The organism is Aquiflexum sp., assembly GCF_041751335.1.
Classification (GTDB): Bacteria; Bacteroidota; Bacteroidia; order Cytophagales; family Cyclobacteriaceae; genus Aquiflexum.
Window position 1 is genome coordinate 1 of sequence record NZ_JBGSXS010000072.1, and the last position, 26,550, is coordinate 26,550.

The following is a 26,550-nucleotide window of genomic DNA, read 5'->3' on the forward strand; positions in this document are numbered from 1 at the left end:
TATTTTCAACTCTGATAATCATTTTGAATTTTATAGCTGTAGTTATATGCGATACGAAATCCATAATCATTGGGAACGTCTTAAAAATATTTCAAAGCTTTCAGAAGAGCAATTGCAAGTCTCTTATGCAGAAGTCCTTACAAAGCTAAAGTTTATAAATGAAGAAATTATTCCAATTGAAACTTGGTTGGAATCAGAAGAAATCACAAAAGGAATTGACATAGATGATACTGATTTTGTTGCCCTGGCAAAGTTTTTAAATGCATCATTATGGACAGGAGACAAAGTTCTCTATGAAGGACTAAAAAAACTTAACTTCAAAAAACTCCTAAACACTAAAGAATTACTAGCTCTTCGCACTGAGAGAGGTAATTTATAAACAGAATTTAACTTTTAACTTAAATCCCTATTGTGTGTGGTTTTTAACCACCTCCAACAAGTCCGTAAATCAAAATAGTAAACCAAAATTTGGTAACCCAATTAAAAACAAAACCCCCCAGTCAAAATTCTTTTGACTGGGGGGTTTTGTTTTTATCCCTAAACATTCTTCATCGCATGATGCGCTGCCCTTGCCGCAAAAGCCATATAAGTCAAAGATGGGTTTTGCGTTGCTGTAGAGGTCATGGATGCACCATCAGTCACATATACATTGGGTACCGAATGCAATTGGTGGTTGGCATTGAGTAAAGAAGTTTTTGGGTCTTTGCCCATTCGGACACCGCCCATTTCATGGATATCCAAACCCGGGGCACGCTTGTCATCACGGAGTCTGATATTGGTGAAACCTGCTTTTTCAAACATCTCGGTCATCTGTTCCTGATAATCTTTGATCATTTTCTCGTCATTGTCATCATAATCCACATTGACTTTCAATAGGGGAATCCCCCAATCATCTTTTTGGTTGGGATCCAAGGCAACAAAATTGCTTTCTTTGGGTATGGTCTCTCCCATCATGTGTGAACCCACATGCCATGGTCCATATTTATCAGGGTTCAATAAGTTTTCTTTCAATTCCATCCCAATGCCGCTTTGGTCGGAATAGGTACCACGGCTTGCACTGAAGCCAGCAGCATAACCTCTTAGAAAATCAGTCTCCTGCTTGTGGAGATTACGGAACCTTGGAAAATATCCTGAAGTAGGTCTTCCTCCTTGGGTCGTATATTCCAAATGTCCTTCATATTGGGCAGACACGCCTGCACGGTAATTATGAAAAGCCACATATTTGCCCAAAAGTCCATTGTCATTCCCCAATCCATTTGGAAATCGATTGGAAGTAGAATTGAGCAAAATCAAGTTGGTATTGAGTGCGGCGGCATTGACAAAGATGACATCGGCATAGTATTCTTCCATTTCTTTAGTATGGGCATCCACAATCCTTACTCCGGTGGCTTTGCCCTTTTCTTCATCAAAGATAATGGAATGGACTACCGCATCTGTCCGCATGGTCATATTCCCGGTCCTTTCAGCCCAAGGAATTGTGGAAGAATTGGCAGAGAAATACCCTCCGAAAGGACAGCCTCTTTGACAAAGGTTTCTACTTTGACATTTCGCTCTTCCTTGTTGGGCATAATAATCCAAGTTACCTGTAATATGTGCACAACGTGCCAAAATCATATGCCTATCGTTTCCATAGTTTTTTTTGAGTTGATCGGCAAAATACTGTTCCACCACATTCAAAGGAAAGCCTGGCAAAAACTCACCATCAGGCAAATTTGGGAGCCCATCAAGATTCCCGGACACCCCTACAAATTTCTCCACATGACTGTACCATGATGAAATATCCCTGTATCGGATAGGCCAATCCACAGCAAAGCCATCCCTTGCAGGTCCTTCAAAGTCAAGGTCCGAGATTCTTTGGACCTGTCTTGCCCATAGCAGTGATTTACCTCCTACCTGATAGCCACGGATCCAGTCAAATGGCTTTTCCTGTACATATGGATGTTCTTTATCCTTCACAAAAAAGTGCTGGGCATCTTCCTTGAATGCATAGCATCGACTGACCACGGGATTTTCTTCTTGAACTTTCTGAGGAATCTGTCCCCTATGTTCAAATTCATAGGGAAGCATATTGGTGGTGGGATAATCCTTGATGTGTTTGACATCACGACCTCTTTCTATGACCAGTGTTTTTACACCATGTTCGCAAAGTTCCTTAGCAGCCCAACTTCCACTCATTCCCGAACCAATGACAATGGCCTGGAATGTTCTTTCTTTTGTTGCGTCTATATTTAAATTAGCCATTGATTCTTTCAGGTTTAAGGTCGGCAATCAGTACATCTCCTTTATATTCACCTGGAATTAGGGAATAGGGTTTTACTTCGGTCTGCATATATTCAGATGCCATAAAACCTTGAATGGTAAAGCGTTTGGTAGTCCTTAAAAAATCCTTTATGGATTGTTGGCTTTCATCCCCAGTGGATAAACCTTCCAAAACCAAAGCATCTCTTTGCTCTTGGGTCAATCTTTCAAATTTCTTTCCTGTGGATTTTTTACTGAAATCTTCAAAACCGTTTAGTCCAAACATAAAAGTTTGTTGGGCTTCTTTTACCATGCAGTCATTGACCATCACCAGAATAAAGTCCTGCACTTCAATTTCCGAAGCACCTTTTAGATTACCAGCGGGGATAATAGTATCTGCAATTGCAGCCAAAAGCTGTTTGAGAGTCGGGGTGATTTCAAGGTTTTGGTAAGCGCTGAGAATATCTTCTTGGGAGAAATCACAGGAAGGCACCAACACCAGACCTCCTGTCAGGAGGGCCAGACTCCTAAGGGCATCTCTTCTTTTCATATCGTGGTTATTTGGATGAAATATCAATCCTAAGGTAAAAGGATATAGGCATTTTTCATAACATTAAATTAAGGATGGTAAGAATTTGAATTGGTTTTTCCGGTTTAACAATAGATGGACAAGGTTTTGAAAGATTTGGTATAGATTGGATTAAAAAAAATCTGTGACCATCTGCTAAATCTGTGGTTAATCTTTCAAACCACAAATGGACTTTGATTTTCACAGATAACAATATATCTAATTGTCCATGGTTATTATGCCAACCTCTCCGAATGCGGCCAATTGACCATCAGTAGTTTGAAGTGACTCTAGCTTTATAAATTGCGCATTTATAGGATTTTTCAACAGAATTCCTTGCTCAATGGGATTGTTGTGGATATTTGAAAATTCTCCAGATGTTTGCTCTGTCCAGTTTTGTCCGTCGGAACTGGTTTGAAAGGAGTACTTGGAAATCACCCCGCTCATATATCGGTTTTGGGGAGGAAGATAGGAGAAACCTTTGATGGTGTGGATTTCTCCTAAATCAACCACTATCTCATTGTTGGTGCTTTTATAAAAGGTTTGCAGATCTTCGTCTATCGCCTTTTCGGCACTAGGATCATTTTGGACAACTTTCCATTTGGCTTTGCCAATGTCCAATGAGGTAGTCAATACCTCACTTTTGGAGGAATTGGAATGATCAAAGCTGATGGCTTTCAGAATGGTTGGATTCTGTACTTCAAATGGTGATTCATACTGTTGACTGTTTTCATCCGGCTCAGATCCATCCAAAGTATAGTAAATATCCACATTGCTTTCAGGGATACTGAGATCCACCAATCCGGATTTGCTTCGCTTGAGAATCGGTTCTATCAGCAGTTTAGGGGCATTATAAATTCCCAAACTGTATAAAGTGGGACTTGCTTTTGCATCTGTGATGCTGAACTTGATTTCATCGGTTTCCACATCATCAAAGCGCAGTATTCTCTTCACTCCCACAGTAGTTCCTTCCGCGATCAACGCCCAACCTTTTTCTGTTTTTGCTTCAAGCTTGAATGCTTTTATCCTTTGGCCAAGTGGATAATATTCCTGCGCCATAAATCGGTTGATGGTAGTGACTTCAGGCAATTTGATCATGATTTCATTTTGTATAACTCCATCTTCCGCTGCCCAATAAGTTTCATTATTTCCATCAGCGACATGATCAATAATAAAATTTCTTCCCCTTGTATTGCTGGCAGTGAGTTTGGATTTTGTAATGAGATTATCGGCAAAATCCTCCTGAATTTTTTTGGATAATTTGATGATCTGCTCAGCATCTTTTTCATGGATCAAACCTCTTCTGTCTACAGGGAAATTGATCAACAAGGAACTGTTCTGACCGATACTTTTGTAAAAAATATCCAAAAGCTGGGGCAGGGTTTTGACTTTATGGTCTTCATAGGCATGGTAATACCAACCCGGTCTGATGGACACATCAGCCTCTGCCGGAACCCAATGTGTCCCATTTTCCTGACCTGCGGCGTACAGATCGGAATATTCGGGCATCCCTGCATAAACAGAATCCCTAAGCAAATTGGACCAAGTCGTTTCATAGGCAAATCCGTGTTCATTACCGACCCATCGAACATCAGGACCCGCATCTCCAAAGATGACTGCATTGGGCTGCCGTTCCCTGACCAAGGCAAAAGTGTTTTCCCAATCATAATAGGATTTTTTGTCTACTCTCCGGGTTTCATTGGCACCTCCATAATAGCCATCGCCGCCATTGGCCCCATCAAACCATACCTCAAAAATCTCCCCATAATTGGTCAACAATTCTGTGAGCTGATTTCGCATATAGGTGATATATTCCTGTTTGCCATAATCGGCGTGATTTCGGTCCCAAGGTGAATAGTAAATACCAAATTTTAATCCAAATTCCGCACAGGATTCTGCCAATTCCTTGATCAAATCCCCTTCACCGTTTTTCCAAGGAGAATTTTTTACCGAATGCGCTGTATATTCTGAAGGCCATAAACAAAATCCATCATGATGCTTGGCCGTGATGATAATTCCTTTCATACCTGCTTCTTTGGCTACTTTGGCCCATTGTCTGGTATCCAATTCGGTGGGATTAAACTGTAGGGGGCTTTCATCTCCCATGCCCCATTCCATATCTGAAAAGGTATTCATATTGAAATGGACAAAACCGTAGTATTCCAGTTCATGCCGAGCCAATTGCCTGGCTGAAGGAATGGGATGGACAGGTGCTGGAGGATCTATATCTTTGTCCTGGCAAGCAAGGAGAATAAAAAGGGGGAGGAGATATTTTTTCATATTCAGGTTTGAAAAGTCAAAATAACAATTCAATAAAGTTCTTCCTAAATCAAAGAATTTTCAGGTTATAAAAGTAAAATAAAATATTTCCTAAATACCTGATGACAATTGGAATTTATTACGATGATGGTTTGAATACATTATTAAACCAAAACCCCATGAGAACATTATCTAAACCTTTCTTGATTCTTCTGACCGTCAGTCTCTTTGTTTTGTCATGTTCTGATGACAAGGATAACAATCCCGGACCTCAGCAACCGGTAACCCAAGTTGAAATTGCTGCGATTGACAATCAAATCTCGCAGTTTATGTCTAAATGGGAATACCCCGGTGCAACCTTGGCCATCAGTAAAAACGGTAAACTGGTCTATTCTAAAGCCTATGGATTGGCTGATGTGGAAGCAAACCAATCCATGACCACGGACCACCGCATGAGAATTGCCAGTATATCCAAAACATTTACGGGAGTAGCTATTCTCCGATTGGTCCAAGAGGGCAAATTGGGTTTGGACGACAAGGTTTTTGGTGATGGGGGAATACTGGCAAATGATTTTGGTACAAAGGCATATAGCGAAAGAGTAAAGAATGTTACCATCAGACATTTATTACATATGACCACTGGGGGATGGGTTTTGGCCAATGATAGGGATGCTATTGACAGCAGTCCTAATTTGAACAACAAGCAGTTTTTCGATTGGATGCTGGACAATGCCCTCCTCAAACATGCTCCGGGAACTCAATATTGGTATATCAATACCAATTATTTTGTAGCTGCGAGGGTGATTGAAAAAATAAGTGGAAAGTCCTTCTTTCAATTTATGAAGGATGATTTTTTGGAGCCACTTGGGATCAATTCTGCTATAATGGCAAAAAGAAACCTAGCGGAAAGACATCCCAATGAGGTCAAATATTACGGCATAGGAAATATCAAGGGTTATGAATATGGATTCAATATTGAAAGACGTGATGGTGATGGGGGAATGGTAATTTCAGCCAAAGATCTTTTAAAATTTATATTGGCAATCAACAATAGACCTGGAAGGCAACAGATTTTGGAAGGTCCTATTTATGAAGAGTTTGTAAAAGGTTCTGGTCCCAACCCCTTGAATAATTCCTTTGGACTTGGAATTACCCGTAGTCAAAACGGTATTAGCTTCAGCGGAGCCCTACCTGGAACACGCACTGTATTCCAAACCAACAATAACACAGGGCTTGCGGTTGTGCTCTTATTTAATGGCTGCGTGGATTACACCAATGCAACCATATGGAATAACTTCAACCAAGAATTTTTTGCATTGGCCAATGCATTGGTTTCCCAAAACGCAAATGTGTATCAAGATATCGATCAGTTTTAAACCTTAAGGGTGAATTTTTTTGAAAGTAAATGGCCAAAGGAATTTGGTCATTTTTTTTTGATGACATTTTATTGATGGGACCGATGTATGGTTATAAATCAACAATTAAAAAAATGAAACAATTATCAATTGTATTAGCCTTTCTCTTGATTATCGTTGTCTCCATATCATGTAGTGAAACTGAAGAGCCTAACGAAGATCTGCTTAACGCAAAAGTTTTCAGAGTACCCATTGAAGGAATAATCCCTGTCAAAGAAAATCCCAACGGTACCTTTAATATTTCCAATGCAAGATTTGAAGCTGGATTTCCCGAAAGAGACAATGTCAATGGGTATGAAATAAAGGTTGTTAAGGAAGATGGAACTTTTGGAAGTACGAATGTGAGAAGAGCCAATCAGTTGGACAAAAGGGGTGACAATTTATTCTTCGTCATATTAATTGGTTCACCCTATGCGGGCCTTGGAGTTTCAGCTGGAGTAAAATACCAAATGAATCAAACCTTTCAAACGCAGCTTCAAAATGCTAAAACCAACCTTAAAGAAATAGAGGTGACTGTTCTGGAATAGTGACAATTTAAAGTCATCAATTAAATAGAACTATTAATCGGATAAAATAAAATCGTATAAAACAACTTTAATTTGGGATAAAAAACATTTAAGTGTATATTTCTGCAATTTTCATTCTTATGCAGCAGTATACTTTTAGAAAACTCACCCAAATTGAAATTCTTGAAGGAATCAAAAACAATGATTCTGATATTCTTCAGGGATTCTATCAGGATCAATATCCTAAGGTAGAAAAATATGTCCTTTCCAATAATGGAACTCATCAGGAAGCAAAAGATATATTTCAGGAGGCCCTAGTAGCAGTTTGGAAAAACATTAAAAATGATAGGTTCACGACTGAAAATGGAACTGCCCTAAACGGGTATTTATACCAAATAGCAAAAAACAAATGGCTTGATCATCTCAGGTCACCAAAATATAAAAAGACGGTGCCTCTCGAAAATTTCTACGAGATGGAGGAAGAAGTAAATGACGAAAAGGAAATTCATTTAAAAAAGATTGAAGACTCATTTAAATATTTGGGGAAAAACTGCAAGGAGCTACTGACCCGGTTTTATTACAAAAAAGAAAGTATGTCAATGATAGCCAAAGCATTTGATTGGACCGAGGCTACTGCCCGAAACAACAAATACAGGTGTATTCAGCGACTGAAAGAAATGCTTATTACTAAAGAATAAAGAACCCAAATTGGAAAATAAAAATCATATATCGCAAGAGGAATTTGAAAAGTTCGAAAGATACATCCTAGGTCATATGGATGCCCAAGAGAAGATTGCTTTCGAAAACACAATTGCTTCAAACAAAATACTCTCCCAAAAGATGGAGGACATGAAAGTCATTTTGGAAGGGGTTGAGGAAGCGGCCTTCAGAAATCATCTTGATCAAATTCATCAAGAACTGAAGATGGATTCCCCAGAACCTACTGAGATTACAGAACCTGCTGACAGAGAAAAAAATAAAAAAATATTCCCTTGGAAACCCTTATCAATCGCTGCTTCATTGCTATTGACGATTGGATTTTTTACTTGGTTGCTGTTGTTAAGGTCTGATCCAAATGAAAGGCTCTTCATGGCCTATTATCAGGAAGACCCGGGATTGGTGACAGCCATGAGCTCAGAGACAAATTATGAATTTGACAGGGCCATGGTGGATTATAAATCAGCCAATTATCAAGAGGCAATTACCCGTTGGGAAAAATTAATTCAAGACAGACCAGAAAACGACACCCTACAGTTTTTCCTTGGCGCTTCCCATTTGGCACTCAAAAATACAGATCCTGCTGTCTTTTTTTTTGACTCAGTTGTTGCCAAAGAAGAATCAGCCTTTTATGAAGACGCAAGATGGTATTTGGCCTTGGCCTATATCTTGGCAGGAAAAGAGGGTGAGGCCAAAGAAGTGCTGGGCCAAAGCCAAGATCCACGCGCAATTGAATTGTTGAATGAACTAACAAAAAAGTGAAAAAGACAGCGTTCATTGGTTTTTTATGGATTTTTTTGCCCATACTTCTATTTGGGCAAACTGTTGATGAGCGATTGGCTGAAGTCCAAAAAGCAATCAACGAAGACAATTTGGACAGTGCAATTATTTTCTTTGATACACATACAAACTTTTATAATAAAAATGCTGATTATTTGAATCTCAGCTATTTTGTCTCTCTTGCAGGATTTATTGGCAACAAACAAAAAGACATGGAATATGGGATGGACAGGGTTCAATTTTGGATGGATTTAATCGGCAAAAAAAGTCAGGATCCCAGAGTATTGAGACAGGCCCATTTGGAATCACATCAGTATTTTATGTTTGCCGGAAAGATGCAAATGGCTTATGAAGCCAATCAAAGCGCATTGGATCTAACCTATAAAATCCCCGATCATACCCCATCTGAATGGGCGATGATTGAGCGAAATCTCGGTGTGATTGCTACCCGGATGGATAATTTAGAGACGGCCAGAAACCATACACTCAAAGCTTTGGAGGGCTTCGACCTTGATCCGAATACAAGTTCTGATAGCCGCTTCAATATCCTCAATGACCTGGGGGTTTCATATTGGTTTGCATCCATCTGGGATTCTGCAGAATATTATTGGAAAGAGGGTATAGCGTATTTGGGACAAATGGAGGATAATCCTACCAACCAATTGTACCGAAGGGCTATGATTGAGGGCAATTTGGCAGCTGTATATGATGTGAAAGGCAAACTCGATGAAAGTGTCAAAATGGTCAAGTCATCCATTGTATCCAACAAGGCATTTATCCAACAAGCCATTGATGACCCAAGACGGGATCGAGCCATGCTTTCGATTTTTTACAGTTCGATGAACTTGGGGATTACTTATAAAAGTATGGGGAATTACCTCCAAGCACTTCAAATCCATGAACATACACTTAAGGAAAAGGAAAAATATTTTCCAGAAGGCCATCCTGAAATCATCGAGAGTCTAATAATGGTTGGTCAGGTTCATAGTTTCTTGATGAATTACGAAGAAGCAAAGAAATACCTGCATAGAGCCATTGATGCATTCAATGCCACAGAAGAAAAGTTCCCTTTGCGGTTAGGGGGTATTTATCATACGCTTGCCTTAATAGCTGAGCAAGAAAATGAAATAGACTTGGCTAAGAAACATTATCATACAGCATTACAGTATTTTCAACAAATCCATACAGAGGCCATGGACTTTGTATATTTGGATTTTCTTGGCCACGCTGCCGATTTTTTTTCTCTTCATGGAGAGACTGGCATTGCGCAGAAATTGTCACGAAGGGGATATGATTACATTAAGAAAATCAATGGTATCAAATCTCTTCCCGGTTTTCATCAGGTAATCAATAAAAGTAGAGTGTTCTATAATTTGGGAAATTATGCCTCCGCCAAATCAACAGCAGAGGAAAGTATGGCTATTCTTGAAAACCTCTTGGGGTCTGTCACCAATCTCACCGATTCTGTAAGAATAGAATACGAAAAACCCATGGCATTTTTGCTCAAATGGAAATCGGATTACAAAACCACCACAGATCCTTCTGTCAAGTATTTGGAATCAATGTTGGCGGAACTGAAACAGGCCCTTCAACTTTTGGAAAAGCGTAAAGCCATGCTTTCAGACAGTGAGGATTTGAGCGTATTGCTTTCCCAAAATCAGGAAATTATCGATTTTGTCAAGCAGATAGAATTGAAACTGTATGAAAAAACGGGGGAAGAAAAATACCTGAGCCAATTGATCGCAACCCACGAATCCAGTGTGTATTCTAAAATCCGGGCCCAGCTCAACCAACAAAGACAGGTGAGATTCAGTGGAGTTCCGGAGTCCATCATAGAAGAAGGTTCCATGATTAGGGATGAGTTGGGATACATCTTTTCTGAAGGTGGAGATATGGAGGAATTTATGGAAATTTCTTCGAAATGGGAAGAACATCTGAAAATGCTCAAATCCGATTATCCCGCCTATTATCAGGCCCGGTATGGAGACATTCATGAAGGGGAGTTGGATTTTCCGAAAGAACGGCAAATTGTCAGGTATCTTTTTGTAGGAGAAAATCTCAAGGTCATTGTGATCAATAAGGGAAAAAAGAAACTTTACTCCTTGAATTTCAACCCTGAATTGGTCAAAAAACTTCCTTCCATTTGGCATGACCAAGCAGCTTTGGGTGCCGTTACTTACCAGCTTTATCAGCAGCTTTGGCAACCTTTTGGGGGCAACTTGAATGAATCCAGCGTATTGATCATCCCTGACGGAATGCTGTTTAATCTGAGCTTTGATCTTTTGACTGAAAAGGAAATCAAAACCTATGGGGAATTCCTCTTACACAGCTTACTTGTCAAACATGATATCTCTTACCAGTATAGCATGGGATTGGGTTTTTCCAAAAGTACTAAAGATATTAAAGCCAATTATGTGGCATTTACTCCAGGTTTTTTGGATAAAATGAAGGAAACTTATCTCAAATCGGTAGCCGATACTTTGAGTTTGGACAAGGGCTATCTTTCTCTCTTACCCCAGCCTTTTACCATAAATGTAGCCAATAAGGCAGCAAAAACTTTTGATGGAAACATCTTTGCCTATGAAGAATCCACAGCTCAAGCCTTCCGTGAAAAAGCGGCCAAAAACAAAATCATCCATATTGGTACTCATGCAGAATCCAATAACTTAAGCCCAGTATTTTCCAAACTTATTTTTGCCAAAAATGATGACCTTTTGGAAGAAGACAATGCCCTGTATGCCTATCAGATATACAATACTGACATCCAGTCAAATCTGACCATGCTTACAGCTTGCGAAACAGGCAAGCCAGTTTACCAGCCAGGAGAAGGAATGGTATCTCTGTCCCATGCTTTTCAATATGCAGGTTCCGAAAGTCTATTGACCAGTCTTTGGAAGGTGGACGAAAAATCCAGTATGGAAATCACAGATTACTTTTTGGAGTTTCTGTCCGAAGGAATGGCAAAGGATAAGGCACTCAAAGAAGCCAAACTGAAATACCTTTCTACCGCCAAGGGACGGACCCTTTCTCCCCAGTATTGGGCCGGATTGATATTGCTTGGAGATGTGGAACCTATACCAGATTTGGATAAAAATAATTCTTGGATTTACTGGACCTTTGCAATACTTCTTTTTCTCACATTTTTATTTCTCATAGGAAAATACCGAAGCTAATTTTTTTGATGACATTTTTTAAGGTTTACGATGTGTAAGTATTACACCTAACCTCACTTATCATGAAAGTAAAATCTACACTCCTCTTGCTGTTTGCTTTTTTTCTGGCTGTAGGATCTTGTAAAGAAACCGAGACACCTAATAATGGCCCTGTCAATAAAGATCCTGACCCAATTAATGTATCGACCGCTGAAATTTCAATTGAAATTCCTGAAGGTACTTCCCTTAACCTGTCCGGAATGAACGTGGTGGCCAATACTTTCAGCTTTCCTGTTGACGGATCAAGCAAATCAAAAATTGCCTTTCAGCCCGGTCAGTCTCAGATGGCATTTCTGATGGATGCGCAGGACAGGGTGATTTTATCAGGGTTTATCAGTGATGCCAACAAAAAACTTTCAGTAGCCTCCACCGTAGAGGTTTTACTATATTTCCGATCAGGTGCTTTTATCCTTCCATTTGAATTCAGGGAAAAATATATTTCCGAGATATCCGCTGTCAATGGAATCAATGATTTGAACGAGAAGCTGGAGACATTATTCAAACAGAACCCCGTTAATTTCTCTTTGGGTGCTTACACAGCTTTACTAGACGAATTTCTTGCAGAACTAATCCCTGAAAATGATCCGTTGGACATCAGGGCAAGGCAGATCAACTTCGATCCAAATGGGGTAAGGAGCGGAATTCAAGTTATGGATAATGATTTTCAATCGGTAATACTTAGAAATTTTTACAGAAGAAGAGCCTATGCATTTATCTATAAGTCTTCTTTTATAGATAAAGACGGTAATGAAACCATCCTAAAAAGCAGTTTCACAGGGGGTGATGTGGCAGATAGCCAACAGGCAGTGAATCCTCCTTCAGCATTGGACGGGTTTTTGGGAACGCTTGCAGTAGGACTTGCAGGTCAGGGGGCGAAGTATGCTTCTGAAGATTCTTCTCCGATCAATATTCCTCTAGGTTCAAATGAGTCTGAGGCAAAATATAAAGTACGTGTAATCGGTGCGTCTCCAGGAATCAGTTGGATGGGTAGGGAACACACGGATGCGGAAAAAGCAAAGTGGGAAGATCTGATGATTGAGACCCTTTTCATGGACATGGTGATTCCTTTGATGTCGGAGGCATTTGCTGCAGCTGGCGATATGGCCACGGAGGAACATGCCAAAATCATAGCTGCTGCTGTCAAGAAGGTCGCGGATTTCACCCCTTTTTACAAAGAACTTTATGAAACAAAAGACCTCACCAAATTCGTGTCCGATGTCATGGACTATTTTATCAGTGACAAAGTCAGCGGTGATTTTCAAGAGGTTTTGGCTGATCTCTTGGCTGAAAATGCCATGAAGAATTCCTCTTGGGATGTGGACCTCAATAAGGAATACAGAGCCGAAATGAAAAAAGCCAGATTTTTGAAAGTGCTTCAATACATCGATTTGGCGATCAAAGGAGTGGATTTCGTAAAGATGATTGGTGAGATTTCCCTTTCTTCCCCTTTGGAAATCTTTGAAGTGACAGCCAAGGACCACGACATTGTCTTAAGTCCCAAAGATGCCTCCGTCACTAATTTTGCTGCTGAGGAGCTAACTGTACATACAAAAACCGAACTAGGAGACGGTCAGGCATTTTTGTATAAATGGTCAACTTCCGGCAAGTATGGACATCTGAGGGATAACCTGGGAAATAATGGAACTGAGATCGAAAACGGGCAAAAGACTATTTCTTACAAAGCAGAAACCTCGGCAGCCAATTTACCCGACAATGCCATAGAGACAGTCACCGTAATCGCCTATGTCAAGCAGGGAGAAAACCTCTCTAAAATCGGGGAAGCTCAAGCTACCATCGCCGTCAAGCCTGCCCGGCTTGAGATCAAACCCAAGAATGTAACCCTGAGTGGTAAGGAAAAACAAAAAGTAAAGCTATATGTGGAATGGGCTAATGGAGATGAATTTTACAAAGCAAATGATCCAACATTCGATTATAAGTTTGAATGGTTTACCGAGGCAAAGTATGGAAACTTTGTAGGTGGTGTGAGTAGCGCGATTACCCATGTTCCAAGTATCACCTATCAGGCTTTGGATGAAGAGGTAGAAAATGCAGTTGAGAAAATCAAATTGAAAGCCTATATAAAATCCAAAGATTCCGATGTGTGGACACGCTATGATGACATTGAGGGAACTGTCCTCGTAGATAATGATGCGTTTAAAAAAGTGATTTATGTTACCCTTACCCCAAGACCATGGGGCCCGACAGTATCCGGAAACTATACCAATTGCGGAGCATCTACATTATTTCTGATTCCACCACAGGAAAATGCTGTAAGTTATACCGCCACAATAATTTCCTTTTCACCGAGGCTAATTCCCCATCCGGAAGGCACCACAAGGACGTGGCTGGAGAACCCCAATTTATTGAATGATGGGTTTTATGAGTTTGGAGAAGTATCTGCAGGAGCAGCAAGCACCCCTACTTGGTTATTTAATTCCGGGGACTGTGCCCCTTGGATTGCTAATGCCAATTCAAGAAAAGGAATTGCCAAGGTCGTAATAACGCTTAAAAAATAAGGTGATTAGCCCATTTTTGAAACAGCCCGGAGGAATGGAATTCTCCAGGCTTTTCCTGTTTTTCTAGGTCTTATCTTGATTTTGTACCTTTGCAGCTATGCAGCATACCTCATACATTGAAATCAGTAAATCCGCCTACGCGCAAAACATAGATTTTTTAAAGTCTGACATCGGTCCAAAAACAGAAATATCTGTCGTTGTCAAAGGCAATGCCTACGGACATGGCATAGAAAATATAGTCCCCATAGCAGAAGAAAACGGTATCCGACATTTTAGCACTTTTAGTGCCGATGAAGCCCTTCGGGTACATCAGGTCAGCAAAGAAGGAAGTCAGGTAATGATGATGGGAATGCTGGGCAATCAGGACTTGGAGGAAATCATTAAAAAAAGAATCAGTTTCTATGTTTTTGAGTTTGACAGGCTTGAAGCAGCTATTGAAGCAGCCAAAAAAATAGGTGTCAAAGCCAAAATCCATGTTGAGGTGGAAACTGGATTTCACAGAACAGGATTTGATTGGGATGAGTTGGATTGGTTGGCAAATCTATTGAAAGAAAATCTTGATTGCCTTGAACTCAGGGGCCTTTGTACCCATTATGCCGGGGCAGAAAGCATCAATAATTACGTAAGGGTCAGGAAGCAGATCAAACAATACAAAAAAATCAAATTATGGTTTGAAAGGAAAGACCTGGAATTTGAGAAATACCATTCAGCCTGTTCTGCTGCAACCCTGCTTTATCCAGAGACCAAAATGGATTTGGTCAGGTTGGGAATTGCTTCTTATGGATTTTGGCCCACGCAGGAGACTTATATGTACCGCTTTAAATCATTACCTGCAAACAACAAAAACCCACTGAAAAGGCTGATCAGTTGGAAAAGTAGCATCATGAACACAAAAAAGGTAAATATGGGTGAATTTATCGGTTATGGGTCTAGCTACATGGCTCCTCGGGATATGACGATTGCCTTGGTACCGATAGGTTATGCACATGGCTACAGCAGGATGTTGAGCAATCAGGGAAAATTATTGATCGGTGGAAAAATCGTTTCTGTAGTGGGTACCGTTACCATGAACAGTATAGCAGCAGACATCACTGATCTTGAAGGAGTTCAAAAAGGCGATGAAGTCGTAATCATCGGAAAACAAGGTGAAAACGAAATCACAATCGCCTCTTTCGGTGAATCCACCCAACAGGTAAATTATGAACTGCTAACCCGGTTGCCACAGGATATTCCAAGGATAGTGGTGGAGTAAGGATGGGGGGGTAGATTTAAGATTTAGATTGAAGATTTGTGATTTGAGAAATGATCAGGGATGAATAGACACAAGGAGGAGAAGATTGACCCAAAAAGGTCAAAAATGATCACGGTGCTTTAGATTTTTGGATGAATGATGATTCATAGTGGACAAAGCCTTCGGCCTAAAACAAGGATGGGCAATGGAGAAATATAATTACGATTTATGAATTGAGATTTAAGTAGGCTTGCCTAATAAATAAACTTTGTTACCTCCCTTTCCTTTGATTTTTCCTTTTTCCCAGTGATAGTTTTCATCTTAAAGCCCCTCAATCAAAATGTCCATGTCCTCCAAAGTATATGTTCGGGCATTGGAAACAGCCCCGTCCCATGCTATGAATGAAGGCAGTATGGGAATAAGATAGGTAAATACCAATTGCTGCCAAGTAATGGGTCTGACCATGGGAGTAACAAACAGCGTGGTGATAAAAGCAAAAGGAATCGCGAGCCACCATAGAAAAATCGGGGGGGCATTATCACTGATTTCAAATATCAAAATCGGTTGGTTGGATTCTTTGGCATTTTTAAGAATTTGCCTTGCAACACTAGGCTTCATGTGGTGCAAACTGCTCACCATCGTACGAAGCGCCTTAAGGTCTTTGCTTACATTTGAGGCATCTAATGGGGTGGTGATGTATTCAATATCCCTATTTTTAAGATTATTGAATTGTTCAGCAGCTGGTTGGTTTGGATACAGGTCACTGAGAATGAGTTTCAGGTCTTCATGTTCTGTGGATTTTTTCAGGCTCCGAGTTACATCGACCATAGGGCCTCCACTTCCTGAACACAAATCCAAAATTACCGTGGCATCGGCATGTTGGAGTCCTTTTTTGACCAAAGGAAAAATCAAGTCGGCTGTGCCGAGCAATTTATGAAAAGTCATGATATACCGTGTCATCAATACCCTTATCCAATCAGGAAACCAAGCTTGGTCTTCAAATTCAAAGAGATGTATCCTTTTCATGTCATAACAGCTTTAAATTCCGGGTCAAAATACAAAAAAACCACCCATACTAAACTGGATGGAATTTAAGGTTTTTTTTCCATAATTTAAGTAGAATTTAATAGATGAATTCACTTTAGGATTTATCTCCAAAAATGCCATAAGAAGGTTTAATCCAGCAATCACTATGAAATTATCCGAAAACAGACGCTCCTTTATCAAAAAAGCTGGAGCCCTGGCAGGTGCATTTTCCATCAACAGTTTCTTCAATCAAATCCATGCCGCAGCATGGCAGCAATTGGAAAAGAAATACCTACATAAATCCCCTATGGAAATAGCCTCTGATGAAGACTATTGGACCGTAATTCAGCAGGGGTATTCTGCCAGTTCCTCGCCCATCATTATACTGAATAATGGCGGAGTTTCTCCAAGTCCATTGGCCGTCCAACAGGCCGTGGAGAGATTCAACCTAATGACCAATCAAGGTCCTTCATACTACATGTGGCGGATTCTGGATCAGGGTCGGGAAAATCTGAGAGAAGAACTGGCAAAACTTGGTGGATGTTCCCCAGAAGAAGTGGCCATTAACAGGAATGCCACCGAGGCTTTGGTAACCATTATTTATGGTTTGGATCTTCAAAAAGGGGATGAAGTTATTGGCAGTACACAGGATTATCCCAATATGATGCAGGCTTGGCAGCAAAGGGCTTTGCGGAATGGAATAGTTTACAAGCAACTTACTTTCAATTTTCCATCTGAAAATGATTCGGAAATAGTGAATGCCTATCGTCAAGCGATTACCTCTAAGACCAAAGTTATCCACCTCACCCATGTCATCAACTGGAACGGGCAGATCATGCCGATCCAAAAAATTGCCAGAATGGCCCATGAAAACGGACTTGAAGTGATAGTGGATGGTGCACATTCATATGGATTATTGGATTTTAAAATTCCCGATTTGGAGGCAGATTATTTTGGAACTAGTCTCCACAAATACCTTTCTGCTCCCATAGGAAGTGGGATGTTATGGATCAAAAAAGAGAAGATTTCCAAAATATGGCCATTGATCTGCGCAGGAGATCCAAAAAGTGACAATATCCGGAAGTTTGAAAATTTGGGGACTAGAAGCTTTCCCATAGAGCAGGGAATAGGTGAAGCGCTCAATTTCCACAATGCAATCGGGACAAAAAGGAAAGAGGAAAGAATCAGATACCTTAAAGATTATTGGGCCTCTAAGGCTGAACAAATTCCCGGGGTAAAAATCCATACTTCTCTGAAAAAAGAATACAGTTGTGCTTTGGCTGGCGTGTCTTTTGATCGTCTGACCCCTGGAGAATTAGAAGGCAGGTTGATGAGGGATTTCAAAATCCACACTACCCCTGTTTCGATTGCAAATATCAATTGTGTCAGGGTTTCACCCCATGTCTATACCAAAATTTCTGACTTGGATAAGTTGGTGGATGGATTGGAAAAGATTGCAAGAGGTGTGTAGGCTGGTTTCTTGGCCATAGCGGAAAAGATCTTTAAACTCTCAAGCGATAACAGATTTCTTTCGCTACGGCGGATGGGCCCTAAAGTACCAATGACGTAATTGTTGGAACCGTCTCTCACGATGGAAGAGTCTCTCATTAGGCTTAAGAGATCCTTCATCCTTCCCGTTAAGCAACAGGACAGCTGCATACCTCGGATTCAGGATGACGGGTAATCTAAATGTGATTACCCATTCCTTTTACGTAAGACCATAACCAAAATAAAAATAATCCCACCTGCTAAAAAAAATGGCCAAATAGTTACCAAGCCTACAACCACTGAAAGAAATAGCTGCCAGCCATTGTCCAAAGCGTTGAAAATTCTCACCCAGAATCCTTTTTTCTTGGGAGAGTTCAGTTCATAGGGCAATTCCTCATAAAACTGAACCTGAAGTGAACTAAACTGGATCTGCTTACTGAGGTAATTGAACTGCCCTTCCATCAACTCAATATCCGATCTCACTTCATTGAGGTTACGCTCTATTTCGAGAATATCTTTGACTTGATTCGCTTTTGATAAAATCTCCCTGTAGCGTTTTTCAAGTTCTTTTTTGTTTTGGATGCGACTTTGAAGATCATAATACCTTTCGGTAACATCGTTTACATTAGAGTATTTGCTTTCAACCCTGTAAGCAATTTTGGAAATGGCATTGAGTAGGCTGTCATATTTTTCTGAAGGAACACGGATGCTTAGGTTATAACTTTTTCGATAGTTGTCATTATTTTGGTTTTCATTCTCCAAATAGGCATCAAAACCCGCTAGCATTGCTTTTATCTGTTCGTAGTCTTTTTCCAAAGCTTCTGATTGGAAATTGATTCCTCCTGAGCGGATCAGTTTCTGGCTGATATCCGAGGATTGAATTTGTGATTCTGAACTAGGTGCAGATTGTTTGGCAAATGGAACTTATTCCATATCCATGTTTACCATAATGTCATCAGAATTCCCTCTTGGGCTTAAAACCAAACTTTCATTATTGGAACAGGCGGCAATGATAAATGCCAAGGCGAATAAAAGCTTCATAGGATCCGTGTTAAACTTTAAACGAATTTGTTTGCTTGAAAACATTCCAATCTTGTATTCTGATCTACCATCATTGGAAAGTGCTTATCCAGTTCAATAGAAAGGTTTTCCTGCTTTACATCAAATGAGGAGGGTTTAAAAAAAATTTTCTTGATGGCAAAAGCCAAGGTTAGAATTATAATCAACCCAAAAAACATCATGATTTTTTTTCTCTTTACAGCTACTTCTTGTGCTTTTGGCGTCATAAGGTTGGATTTAAGAAAGGTTACGGTGAATTAGGTGGTAAGAAATGTACAGAATTAATCTGAAAAATCTATTTAATCATCAATTTCTACCTATTCCTAAATTTTGGGAATCTAAAATAACTTTTTAATTTGACCATATTTTTGTATGTTAATCACCCATCTAAAGTAAAAAAGAGTCATAGATTTTATCTATCGAAAATTCAGTTTTATAAGAAAATTCTTTATTACATTAGCCATAATAAATTCAAAAATAAATAACCAATAATACTATGAGTTCTTACAACATGAATGAAAGTGACATTAGCAAATGCCCCTTCCACAACGGTCAACTCTCTCAAGCAGCCGGTGCAGGGCCAAGAAACCGTGACTGGTGGCCAAATCAATTAAAATTGAATATCCTACGGCAGCATTCCACCCTTTCCAATCCTATGGGAGAGGATTTCAACTATGCTGAGGAATTCAAGTCACTGAACCTTTCGGAGGTAAAAAAAGATATTGCAGATGCACTACAAACTTCACAAGAATGGTGGCCGGCTGATTATGGTCATTACGGTCCATTTATGATCCGGATGGCTTGGCACAGTGCCGGAACCTACCGTGTTCAGGATGGCCGTGGCGGTGCAGGATTCGGAACGCAGCGTTTTGCACCGCTTAATAGCTGGCCTGATAATGCAAATTTGGACAAGGCCCGTTTGCTACTTTGGCCAATCAAACAGAAATATGGAAAGAAACTATCATGGGCTGATTTGATGATTTTAACCGGCAATGTAGCGCTTGAAACCATGGATTTTAAAACCTACGGTTTTGCTGGTGGACGTGCTGATGTTTGGGAACCTGCTGAAGATGTTTATTGGGGTTCTGAAGGAGAATGGATGGGAGACGATAAAAGATACAGTGGACAGCGGGAATTAGAACAACCTCTTGGTGCTTCTCACATGGGTCTTATTTATGTCAATCCAGAGGGTCCTCAAGGCCAACCCAATCACGAGGGAGCGGCACATGATATCCGGGAGACTTTTGGCCGTATGGCAATGAACGATTATGAAACTGTTGCATTGATCGCCGGTGGACATACTTTTGGCAAAACCCATGGTGCAGCTGATCCATTACAATATGTAGGGCCAGAGCCTGAAGGAGCTAATATAGAGGATTTGGGAATGGGATGGAAAAACTCATTTGGCAGCGGAAAAGGCGCTGACACCATCACCTCAGGACTGGAGGGTGCTTGGACATCCACTCCAACACAATGGGGTCATGATTACTTTAAGTTTCTTTTTGAATTCGAATGGGAATTGGTCAAAAGCCCTGCTGGAGCCCATCAGTGGCAAGCCAAAAATGCAGATGAATTCATTCCTGATGCCCACATTGAAGGTAAATTTCACAAACCTTTCATGCTGACCACTGATTTGGCCTTGAAAGTGGATCCTGCTTATGAAAAGGTTTCAAGACATTTCTACGAAAATCCAGAGGAGTTTGCCGATGCTTTTGCAAAAGCATGGTTCAAACTGACACATCGTGATATGGGGCCAAAAACACGGTACTTAGGTCCAGAAGTTCCTGCTGAAGATCTGATCTGGCAAGATCCGATTCCTGTGGTAAACCACGAATTGGTAGATGACAATGATATTGCTGGTTTGAAAGCCAACATTTTAGCGGCTGGACTTACCGTTTCTGAATTGGTTTCTACGGCTTGGGCTTCTGCTTCCACTTTCCGAAGTTCCGATAAGCGTGGAGGTGCCAATGGTGCCCGAATCCGTCTTGAGCCGATGAAGAATTGGGCAGCCAACAACCCTACACAACTTTCCAAAGTGCTGGGAACCCTTGGAAGCATCCAAGAGGAATTCAACAGTAACCAGTCAAGCAACAAGAAAGTGTCCCTTGCTGACCTGATTGTGTTAGGTGGTTGTGCTGCAATAGAAAAAGCAGCAAAAAATGCCGGGTTTGATCTTTCAGTTCCATTTACTCCTGGTAGAATGGATGCTTCTCAAGAAGATACAGAGATTGATTCTTTTGATTTCTTGGAGCCTAAGGCAGATGGTTTCCGAAATTACTATAATGCCAAGAATATGGCGAGTGCAGAAGAAATGTTGGTGGACAAAGCACAACTACTAAATCTGACAGCACCCGAAATGACCGCTTTGGTTGGAGGACTTCGTGTGTTGAACGCCAACTTTGATAAATCTAAGCATGGGGTATTCACCAGTAATCCTGAGACCTTGACCAACGACTTCTTCCTAAATCTATTGGACATGAGAACTACTTGGAGAGCGACCTCTGATAAGCAGCATGTATTTGTAGGTAGCGATAGGGTAACCGGAGAACCAAAATGGAGCGCTACCCGCGTTGACTTGATTTTTGGATCTAATTCTGAATTGAGGGCAATTTCCGAGGTCTATGGATGTACAGATGGCAAAGATAAGTTTGTAAAGGACTTTGTAGCTGCTTGGGACAAAGTGATGAATCTGGATCGCTTTGATTTGATTTGATTAGAGTTCTAATCTTTAAGAAGACTAGGAATAGCTGCCCAAAAAAATGGGCAGTTATTTTTTTGTCCTAATTACTAAATCCATTTAACCCTTTAAATATCAAGACAAAAAATCCACTAATCTTAAGATAATTTGATCATACAAAATATTTATAACATACTAATATTTTGCTTTTTTTAGGATTCTAAACCTAAGTTCAAATTTTAAAAATTAAATATATAGTCACTTTTTTTCTTGACAAAAAAAGTAACCAAAAAAGTCAAGACGGCGGAATCCTATCAGCGCACGAGGCCAAGGCCGGCCCGGTCCGCCGTCATTCCTCCCCGCCGTTTCATATTAGAACTTAGTTTAAATATTAAGATTTGGTAAATTTAGACAACATGCATTCATACTAATAATCCAATTAACAAAATTGGATATCAATCCCGAAGCAAACAAGATGTTGTTAAGAGAACTATCCGGAAAAAATTACAGCAGGCATATTCATGCATTTAATTCATAAGTTTCTTATACTTAGATAGACTGGAATGCCAAGGAAATTGACATGGAAGATAATTATTTGAAAGGAAGGGGGGCGCAGACCCAAACAGAAAACCGCTTTTTGGAAAGAAGGGTGGTGGCCGAGCATATAGAAGGCTTGGATGAACCCTTGATTCAGCATCCGAAAACAACGGTACTTATTGAACATCCAAAGACCATTGTGAACAAAGTAGAAAGCCCGGATGTAGGAATGGATTTTTCCCTCAATCCGTATCAGGGATGTGAGCATGGCTGTATTTACTGTTATGCGCGCAACACTCATGAGTATTATGGCTTCAGTGCCGGATTGGATTTTGAAACCAAGCTGATGGCCAAACCGGATGCATTCTTTCACCCATAAAAACAAAAACCATCCCTGATCCAGAGATGGTTTTTTTTGTTTATTTATAGGACCTAGAATTAGGCTAAACTTTTATGCAAATCCCTCAGTTTTTTGATCTGATCATGATCAGTTTTTATTGATGACTTTTGTTCCATCAACATCTGTCTGACATCTGCGCTCATTTCAGCATCAGAAGCTAGGGCCGTATCGTATGCTTTCAAAGCCGCATCTTCTCCTTCTTCGCAGGATTCCAAAATACTTGTCCTATCATCCGCAGAAAATACGGATTTGACACTCATCCAGGTACGGAAGACTTTGCCGGAAGTAGTAGTGCCATTTTCAATTTCTCCGCCAATTTCATGGATCAGCTCACCTAGTTCACTTATGTGACCTCTGCTGTTGGATATCATTTTTGCAAAAAGCATTTTCAGATCAGCGTCTTTCTGATCTACTATCTCTATTGATTTGACATAGCCTTCAATCCTGTCATTATGGATCAATACCAGGTCATTGAGGGTGCTGGACAATTCTTCTAAATGTGTCATGGTTATTTTTGATTTAAGTTGAATATATTTTAATTACCAATGTTCAACTATCAGTCCATCATTGTATTAATCCCTGAAACCAAAAAAACATGTAAATTATTGGTGAGATTATACAAGGGAGGCAATCAAAAATCTGTAAATCTGATTGTGCGAAAAAAACCAGTCGTAAAAATAACTCTGGTACCTTCGAATTGGAGTTAAATTGGGTAAATTCGTTTGTTTAGGAATTTATTTAGTATTGATTTGCCTAAAACACCCCGTTATTTATTAAGTTAAATGAACTTTTGACAATATAAAATATGGTTTAATGCCTTACTGTGGTTACAATAGGTTCACTTTTTATTGTCCAATATTTTTCTTATATTGAATGAAACCGAAAAATTGATCTCTTTAAGCCTTAAAATTTATGTAAATATTCATCTTCTTTAAAGATGATTCCCGCATAAAATAAGGTATGTCGCTTATCAGATACCATTCCTATATTTAATGGAGAGCACATCAATTTAGCTCTGAAGAAAAGGCTTTGATCGGGCAATTTGATAAAAAGTAGCTATTTTAAGCAAGACTACGAATAGCAGTCCATTCAACCATTATATTCCATTCGAAAAGCATCCCTATTGATTTTAAATTAAAAAAAGCTGAATTTATATGATAACACAAAAAACTCAATCTCAGGAAATTCTAGAGAGGAGAAAAAATATTGTAGCCAATGGTGTAGGTATTTTCAATACTGCCACTGCAAAAAAAGCAAAAGGAGCGATTATAACGGATGTCGATGGCGAGGAACACATAGATTTTGCCGGAGGTATTGGGGTTGTAAATGCCGGACACTGTCCTGAGCCTGTGGTGGAGGCTATCCGTGAGCAGGCTGGAAAATACCTGCATACCAGTTTTAATGTGGTAACCTACGAGCCCTATATAGAACTTTGTGAAGTCATGGCCGACATTCTTCCCCACGGTGAGAAAACGAAAGCTATGCTCGTAAGTACAGGAGCAGAGGCCGTCGAAAACGCCATTAAAATCGCGCGACAAGCCACTAAAAGGCCGGCAGTTCTATGTTTTACAGAAGCCTTTCATGGACGTACCATGATGGCAATGAGCCTTACCAGCAAAATCAGCTACAAGTATGGAAGTGGTCCATTTTCCCCCGAAGTTTATAGGATTCCCTTTCCTAATTTTTATAAATACAGTGGGACACAAGACATGGACGATTTTGTAAAAACGGAACTGAACAGGCTTCGGGACAGCGCCCATAGTATGGTAGATGTCAAAAGTGTTGCTGCTATTATCATTGAACCTATTCAAGGTGAGGGAGGATTCAATCTAGTACCGAAAAAATACCTCGAAGGACTGCGTGAATTTTGCGATGAGCATGGCATCATGCTGATAATTGATGAAATACAGAGTGGATTCTGCCGTACGGGTTATTGGGCAAGTTGGCAGTATTATAATGTACAGCCCGATATCAGCACCTATGCCAAATCGATGGGCTCCGGATTACCGATCGCCGCTATTCTTGGCCGCGCCGAAGTAATGGACGCCGCAGCTCCCGGAACTATTGGCGGAACATACATCGGAAGTCCGGTATGTTGTGCAGCAGCATTGGCAACTATTCAATACATGAAGGATATCAATTTGAATGAACGTGCAAAAGAGGTGGGTAAAATCGTGAAAGATCGCCTGGAAAAAATGCAGAAAGATATTCCAGAGATAGGAGATGTAAGAGGTATAGGCGCAATGATCGCCATGGAACTTGTGATAGATAATGATCCGGGAAAACCGAATACTGAATTGTGTGATAAAATTGTCAAAGGTTGTGCAGCAGATAAACTGATCCTGTTAAGCGCCGGGACTTTTAAAAATGTAATAAGAATACTTTCACCCTTGGTAATCACTGATGAGCAATTACACAAAGGACTGGACATATTGGAAAAGCATGTCAGAAAAAATACGTAAATATTAATCCGCAGAGTATTTCGCGGAATTTTTTCATTTACATGTCCTTAAAATATAGGGCAAAAATTAGTTATCAATAGTAAATAGAATACATACATGACTCCATTCGCAATAGCAGGAATACAAATGAAAGTTTCGGCAGTAGCTTCCAACGTCGAGATGATGAAGCTGAAGCTAAATATAACCATGAGCCTTTATCCATGGGTTGAGATGGTAGTCTTTAGTGAGCTCTGCGCTTTTGGCCCACTCACACACACAGCTCAGAATTTACCATGTAATTTTGAACATGAGATGCAGGCAATGGCCAAAAAACACAATATTTGGTTGTTACCAGGTTCAATATTTGAAAAAAGCGGGGACCATATTTATAACACCGCTACTGTCATAAATCCTGAGGGTGAAATTGTCACCCGCTACAGAAAGATGTTTCCCTTTTATCCGTATGAAGTGGGCGTTACGCCAGGAACTGACTTTTGTACATTCGACGTTCCGGGTGTGGCCAAATTTGGCGTTTCCATCTGTTATGATATGTGGTTTCCCGAAACCATACGTACACTGGCCGTCCAAGGTGCTGAGGTTATTCTTCACCCTACCATGACAGGTACAATAGACCGCGAAATAGAACTGTCCATAGTAAGGGCAATGGCTGCGATCAATCAATGCTATTTTATTGATATCAACGGTCTGGAATCTGGCGGTAATGGAAAATCCCTGGTCTGCGGTCCCGATGGCAGGATAATCTATCAAGCAGAAGGAAATGAAGAGATAATTCCCCTTGAACTGAATATTGAACGGGTAAAGCGGAGCAGAGAGCTAGGCATATTACGTCTGGGACAACCTTTGAAAAGTTTGCGTGATCATATCGGGCAATTCAGCATTTATCAGCCAGGTACACAGTTGCCATATTTAAAATCTTTAGGACCTCTGATCAAACCCACCCGGCTAGATGACCTTGCAAGATTAAAAAGAAAGGAAAATGAATACCAACCCCCTGAAACACCAACAGGATACAAGGGGTTTGGTGAACTTTAAACCAAAAAAATAAAACTATGGGAGTAATACCTTCAAATAAAAAGAAAGTACAGAAACCGTTTACAAACTACGTAACCTGGTTTGAAATACCCGCTGTAAATTTTAAGCAGGCAGTAAATTTTTATAACCATATATACAGCATTGAAATGGAAGAAAACTTCAATGGAAATCATTCGATGGCTTTCTTCCCTGCTAATAATGGTATTGGAGGGGCGGTTGTAGCCGGTCCAGGCTCGACACCAAGTGATACAGGAGCCTTAATCTACCTGAATGGCGGCAAAGATCTTAACAATATTCTTTCAAAAATAGCAGAAGCCGGAGGAAGGATAGTAATGCCCAAAACGCTTATTAACGAAGAGCATGGCTATTTCGCCATTTTTATAGATACTGAAGGAAATAAGCTTGCCCTGCATTCAAAAAACTAAAT

The 26,550-nt window shown here is 40.2% G+C and carries 21 protein-coding genes; 14 read left to right on the forward strand and 7 right to left on the reverse strand.

What is annotated here, in order from left to right; all coding sequences use genetic code 11:
• Window positions 1-379, forward strand: a 379-nt coding sequence (locus ACEW8U_RS04340) for a PIN domain-containing protein (protein ID WP_373520809.1), incomplete at its 5' end; no start/stop codon positions are given.
• A gap of 158 nt (window positions 380-537) precedes the next feature.
• Here ACEW8U_RS04340 and ACEW8U_RS04345 read toward each other — a convergent pair.
• The 3 genes from ACEW8U_RS04345 to ACEW8U_RS04355 form a co-directional block, all read right to left on the reverse strand.
• Window positions 538-2,241 carry a GMC oxidoreductase gene (locus tag ACEW8U_RS04345; RefSeq protein WP_373520810.1) on the reverse strand — a complete coding sequence of 568 codons (1,704 nt, stop codon included), beginning with the start codon at window positions 2,239-2,241 and terminating at the stop codon, window positions 538-540.
• Entirely contained in the window at window positions 2,234-2,788 is a 555-nt protein-coding gene (locus ACEW8U_RS04350; RefSeq protein ID WP_373520811.1) for a gluconate 2-dehydrogenase subunit 3 family protein, read from the reverse strand. The genes ACEW8U_RS04345 and ACEW8U_RS04350 overlap by 8 nt, the downstream gene beginning before the upstream one ends.
• 237 nt (window positions 2,789-3,025) lie before the next feature.
• A complete protein-coding gene (locus ACEW8U_RS04355; RefSeq protein ID WP_373520812.1) occupies window positions 3,026-5,086 on the reverse strand; it encodes an alpha-L-fucosidase in 2,061 nt (686 codons plus the stop codon).
• 158 nt (window positions 5,087-5,244) lie between these two features.
• Here ACEW8U_RS04355 and ACEW8U_RS04360 point away from each other — a divergent pair, with 158 nt between their 5' ends.
• The 7 genes from ACEW8U_RS04360 to alr all read left to right on the forward strand — a co-directional run bounded on the left by ACEW8U_RS04360 (window position 5,245) and on the right by alr (window position 15,463).
• Complete coding sequence (locus tag ACEW8U_RS04360) at window positions 5,245-6,441, forward strand: serine hydrolase domain-containing protein (RefSeq protein WP_373520813.1); 1,197 nt, start codon at window positions 5,245-5,247, stop codon at window positions 6,439-6,441.
• Window positions 6,442-6,554: 113 nt separating this feature from the next.
• Window positions 6,555-7,007 carry a hypothetical protein gene (locus tag ACEW8U_RS04365; RefSeq protein WP_373520814.1) on the forward strand — a complete coding sequence of 151 codons (453 nt, stop codon included), beginning with the start codon at window positions 6,555-6,557 and terminating at the stop codon, window positions 7,005-7,007.
• 119 nt (window positions 7,008-7,126) lie between these two features.
• A complete protein-coding gene (locus ACEW8U_RS04370; protein ID WP_373520815.1) occupies window positions 7,127-7,684 on the forward strand; it encodes an RNA polymerase sigma factor in 558 nt (185 codons plus the stop codon).
• Window positions 7,685-7,694: 10 nt separating this feature from the next.
• Complete coding sequence (locus tag ACEW8U_RS04375) at window positions 7,695-8,465, forward strand: tol-pal system YbgF family protein (RefSeq protein WP_373520816.1); 771 nt, start codon at window positions 7,695-7,697, stop codon at window positions 8,463-8,465.
• Window positions 8,462-11,656, forward strand: a complete 3,195-nt coding sequence (locus ACEW8U_RS04380; protein WP_373520817.1) for a CHAT domain-containing protein — start codon at window positions 8,462-8,464, stop codon at window positions 11,654-11,656. Before ACEW8U_RS04375 ends, ACEW8U_RS04380 begins: the two co-directional genes overlap by 4 nt.
• 62 nt (window positions 11,657-11,718) lie before the next feature.
• Window positions 11,719-14,211 (forward strand): hypothetical protein, encoded by a 2,493-nt coding sequence (locus ACEW8U_RS04385; protein ID WP_373520818.1) that lies wholly within the window; start codon window positions 11,719-11,721, stop codon window positions 14,209-14,211.
• A 97-nt stretch (window positions 14,212-14,308) separates the two neighbouring features.
• Entirely contained in the window at window positions 14,309-15,463 is a 1,155-nt protein-coding gene (gene alr / locus ACEW8U_RS04390; protein ID WP_373520819.1) for an alanine racemase, read from the forward strand.
• Window positions 15,464-15,763: 300 nt separating this feature from the next.
• Here alr and ACEW8U_RS04395 read toward each other — a convergent pair whose 3' ends face one another.
• On the reverse strand, window positions 15,764-16,468 hold the full coding sequence (locus ACEW8U_RS04395; protein WP_373520820.1) for a hypothetical protein: 705 nt from the start codon (window positions 16,466-16,468) through the stop codon (window positions 15,764-15,766).
• Between the two features lie 166 nt (window positions 16,469-16,634).
• Here ACEW8U_RS04395 and ACEW8U_RS04400 point away from each other — a divergent pair, with 166 nt between their 5' ends.
• Window positions 16,635-17,939 (forward strand): aminotransferase class V-fold PLP-dependent enzyme, encoded by a 1,305-nt coding sequence (locus tag ACEW8U_RS04400; RefSeq protein ID WP_373520821.1) that lies wholly within the window; start codon window positions 16,635-16,637, stop codon window positions 17,937-17,939.
• Window positions 17,940-18,163: 224 nt separating this feature from the next.
• Here the strand turns inward: ACEW8U_RS04400 and ACEW8U_RS04405 are convergent, their stop codons facing one another.
• Together ACEW8U_RS04405 and ACEW8U_RS04410 are read right to left on the reverse strand one after the other, a co-directional pair.
• Window positions 18,164-18,838 carry a DUF4349 domain-containing protein gene (locus tag ACEW8U_RS04405; protein WP_373520859.1) on the reverse strand — a complete coding sequence of 225 codons (675 nt, stop codon included), beginning with the start codon at window positions 18,836-18,838 and terminating at the stop codon, window positions 18,164-18,166.
• Between the two features lie 176 nt (window positions 18,839-19,014).
• A complete protein-coding gene (locus tag ACEW8U_RS04410) occupies window positions 19,015-19,242 on the reverse strand; it encodes a hypothetical protein (RefSeq protein ID WP_373520822.1) in 228 nt (75 codons plus the stop codon).
• Between the two features lie 269 nt (window positions 19,243-19,511).
• Between ACEW8U_RS04410 and katG the strand changes: the two genes are divergently transcribed.
• Entirely contained in the window at window positions 19,512-21,728 is a 2,217-nt protein-coding gene (gene katG, locus ACEW8U_RS04415) for a catalase/peroxidase HPI (protein WP_373520823.1), read from the forward strand.
• Between the two features lie 544 nt (window positions 21,729-22,272).
• Window positions 22,273-22,608, forward strand: coding sequence for a hypothetical protein (locus ACEW8U_RS04420; protein WP_373520824.1), 336 nt, complete (start codon window positions 22,273-22,275; stop codon window positions 22,606-22,608).
• Window positions 22,609-22,667: 59 nt separating this feature from the next.
• Here the strand turns inward: ACEW8U_RS04420 and ACEW8U_RS04425 are convergent, their stop codons facing one another.
• The gene (locus ACEW8U_RS04425; protein ID WP_373520825.1) at window positions 22,668-23,135 is read right to left on the reverse strand and encodes a PA2169 family four-helix-bundle protein; all 468 of its coding nucleotides are present in this window, start codon (window positions 23,133-23,135) and stop codon (window positions 22,668-22,670) included.
• A gap of 648 nt (window positions 23,136-23,783) precedes the next feature.
• Between ACEW8U_RS04425 and ACEW8U_RS04430 the strand changes: the two genes are divergently transcribed.
• The 3 genes from ACEW8U_RS04430 (at window position 23,784) to ACEW8U_RS04440 (ending at window position 26,548) form a co-directional block, all read left to right on the forward strand.
• On the forward strand, window positions 23,784-25,091 hold the full coding sequence (locus tag ACEW8U_RS04430; protein WP_373520826.1) for an aspartate aminotransferase family protein: 1,308 nt from the start codon (window positions 23,784-23,786) through the stop codon (window positions 25,089-25,091).
• Between the two features lie 96 nt (window positions 25,092-25,187).
• On the forward strand, window positions 25,188-26,123 hold the full coding sequence (locus ACEW8U_RS04435) for a carbon-nitrogen hydrolase family protein (protein WP_373520827.1): 936 nt from the start codon (window positions 25,188-25,190) through the stop codon (window positions 26,121-26,123).
• Between the two features lie 17 nt (window positions 26,124-26,140).
• A complete protein-coding gene (locus tag ACEW8U_RS04440) occupies window positions 26,141-26,548 on the forward strand; it encodes a VOC family protein (RefSeq protein ID WP_373520828.1) in 408 nt (135 codons plus the stop codon).
• The last annotated feature ends 2 nt before the right edge of the window (window positions 26,549-26,550 follow it).

Coding starts and splice junctions, on each gene's coding strand:
- ACEW8U_RS04345 (WP_373520810.1), bottom strand. CDS start 2,241: ATGGCTAATTTAAATATAGACGCAACAAAAGAAAGAACATTCCAGGCC.
- ACEW8U_RS04350 (WP_373520811.1), bottom strand. CDS start 2,788: ATGAAAAGAAGAGATGCCCTTAGGAGTCTGGCCCTCCTGACAGGAGGT.
- ACEW8U_RS04355 (WP_373520812.1), bottom strand. CDS start 5,086: ATGAAAAAATATCTCCTCCCCCTTTTTATTCTCCTTGCTTGCCAGGAC.
- ACEW8U_RS04360 (WP_373520813.1), top strand. CDS start 5,245: ATGAGAACATTATCTAAACCTTTCTTGATTCTTCTGACCGTCAGTCTC.
- ACEW8U_RS04365 (WP_373520814.1), top strand. CDS start 6,555: ATGAAACAATTATCAATTGTATTAGCCTTTCTCTTGATTATCGTTGTC.
- ACEW8U_RS04370 (WP_373520815.1), top strand. CDS start 7,127: ATGCAGCAGTATACTTTTAGAAAACTCACCCAAATTGAAATTCTTGAA.
- ACEW8U_RS04385 (WP_373520818.1), top strand. CDS start 11,719: ATGAAAGTAAAATCTACACTCCTCTTGCTGTTTGCTTTTTTTCTGGCT.
- alr (WP_373520819.1), top strand. CDS start 14,309: ATGCAGCATACCTCATACATTGAAATCAGTAAATCCGCCTACGCGCAA.
- ACEW8U_RS04395 (WP_373520820.1), bottom strand. CDS start 16,468: ATGAAAAGGATACATCTCTTTGAATTTGAAGACCAAGCTTGGTTTCCT.
- ACEW8U_RS04400 (WP_373520821.1), top strand. CDS start 16,635: ATGAAATTATCCGAAAACAGACGCTCCTTTATCAAAAAAGCTGGAGCC.
- ACEW8U_RS04410 (WP_373520822.1), bottom strand. CDS start 19,242: ATGACGCCAAAAGCACAAGAAGTAGCTGTAAAGAGAAAAAAAATCATG.
- katG (WP_373520823.1), top strand. CDS start 19,512: ATGAGTTCTTACAACATGAATGAAAGTGACATTAGCAAATGCCCCTTC.
- ACEW8U_RS04420 (WP_373520824.1), top strand. CDS start 22,273: ATGGAAGATAATTATTTGAAAGGAAGGGGGGCGCAGACCCAAACAGAA.
- ACEW8U_RS04425 (WP_373520825.1), bottom strand. CDS start 23,135: ATGACACATTTAGAAGAATTGTCCAGCACCCTCAATGACCTGGTATTG.
- ACEW8U_RS04430 (WP_373520826.1), top strand. CDS start 23,784: ATGATAACACAAAAAACTCAATCTCAGGAAATTCTAGAGAGGAGAAAA.
- ACEW8U_RS04435 (WP_373520827.1), top strand. CDS start 25,188: ATGACTCCATTCGCAATAGCAGGAATACAAATGAAAGTTTCGGCAGTA.
- ACEW8U_RS04440 (WP_373520828.1), top strand. CDS start 26,141: ATGGGAGTAATACCTTCAAATAAAAAGAAAGTACAGAAACCGTTTACA.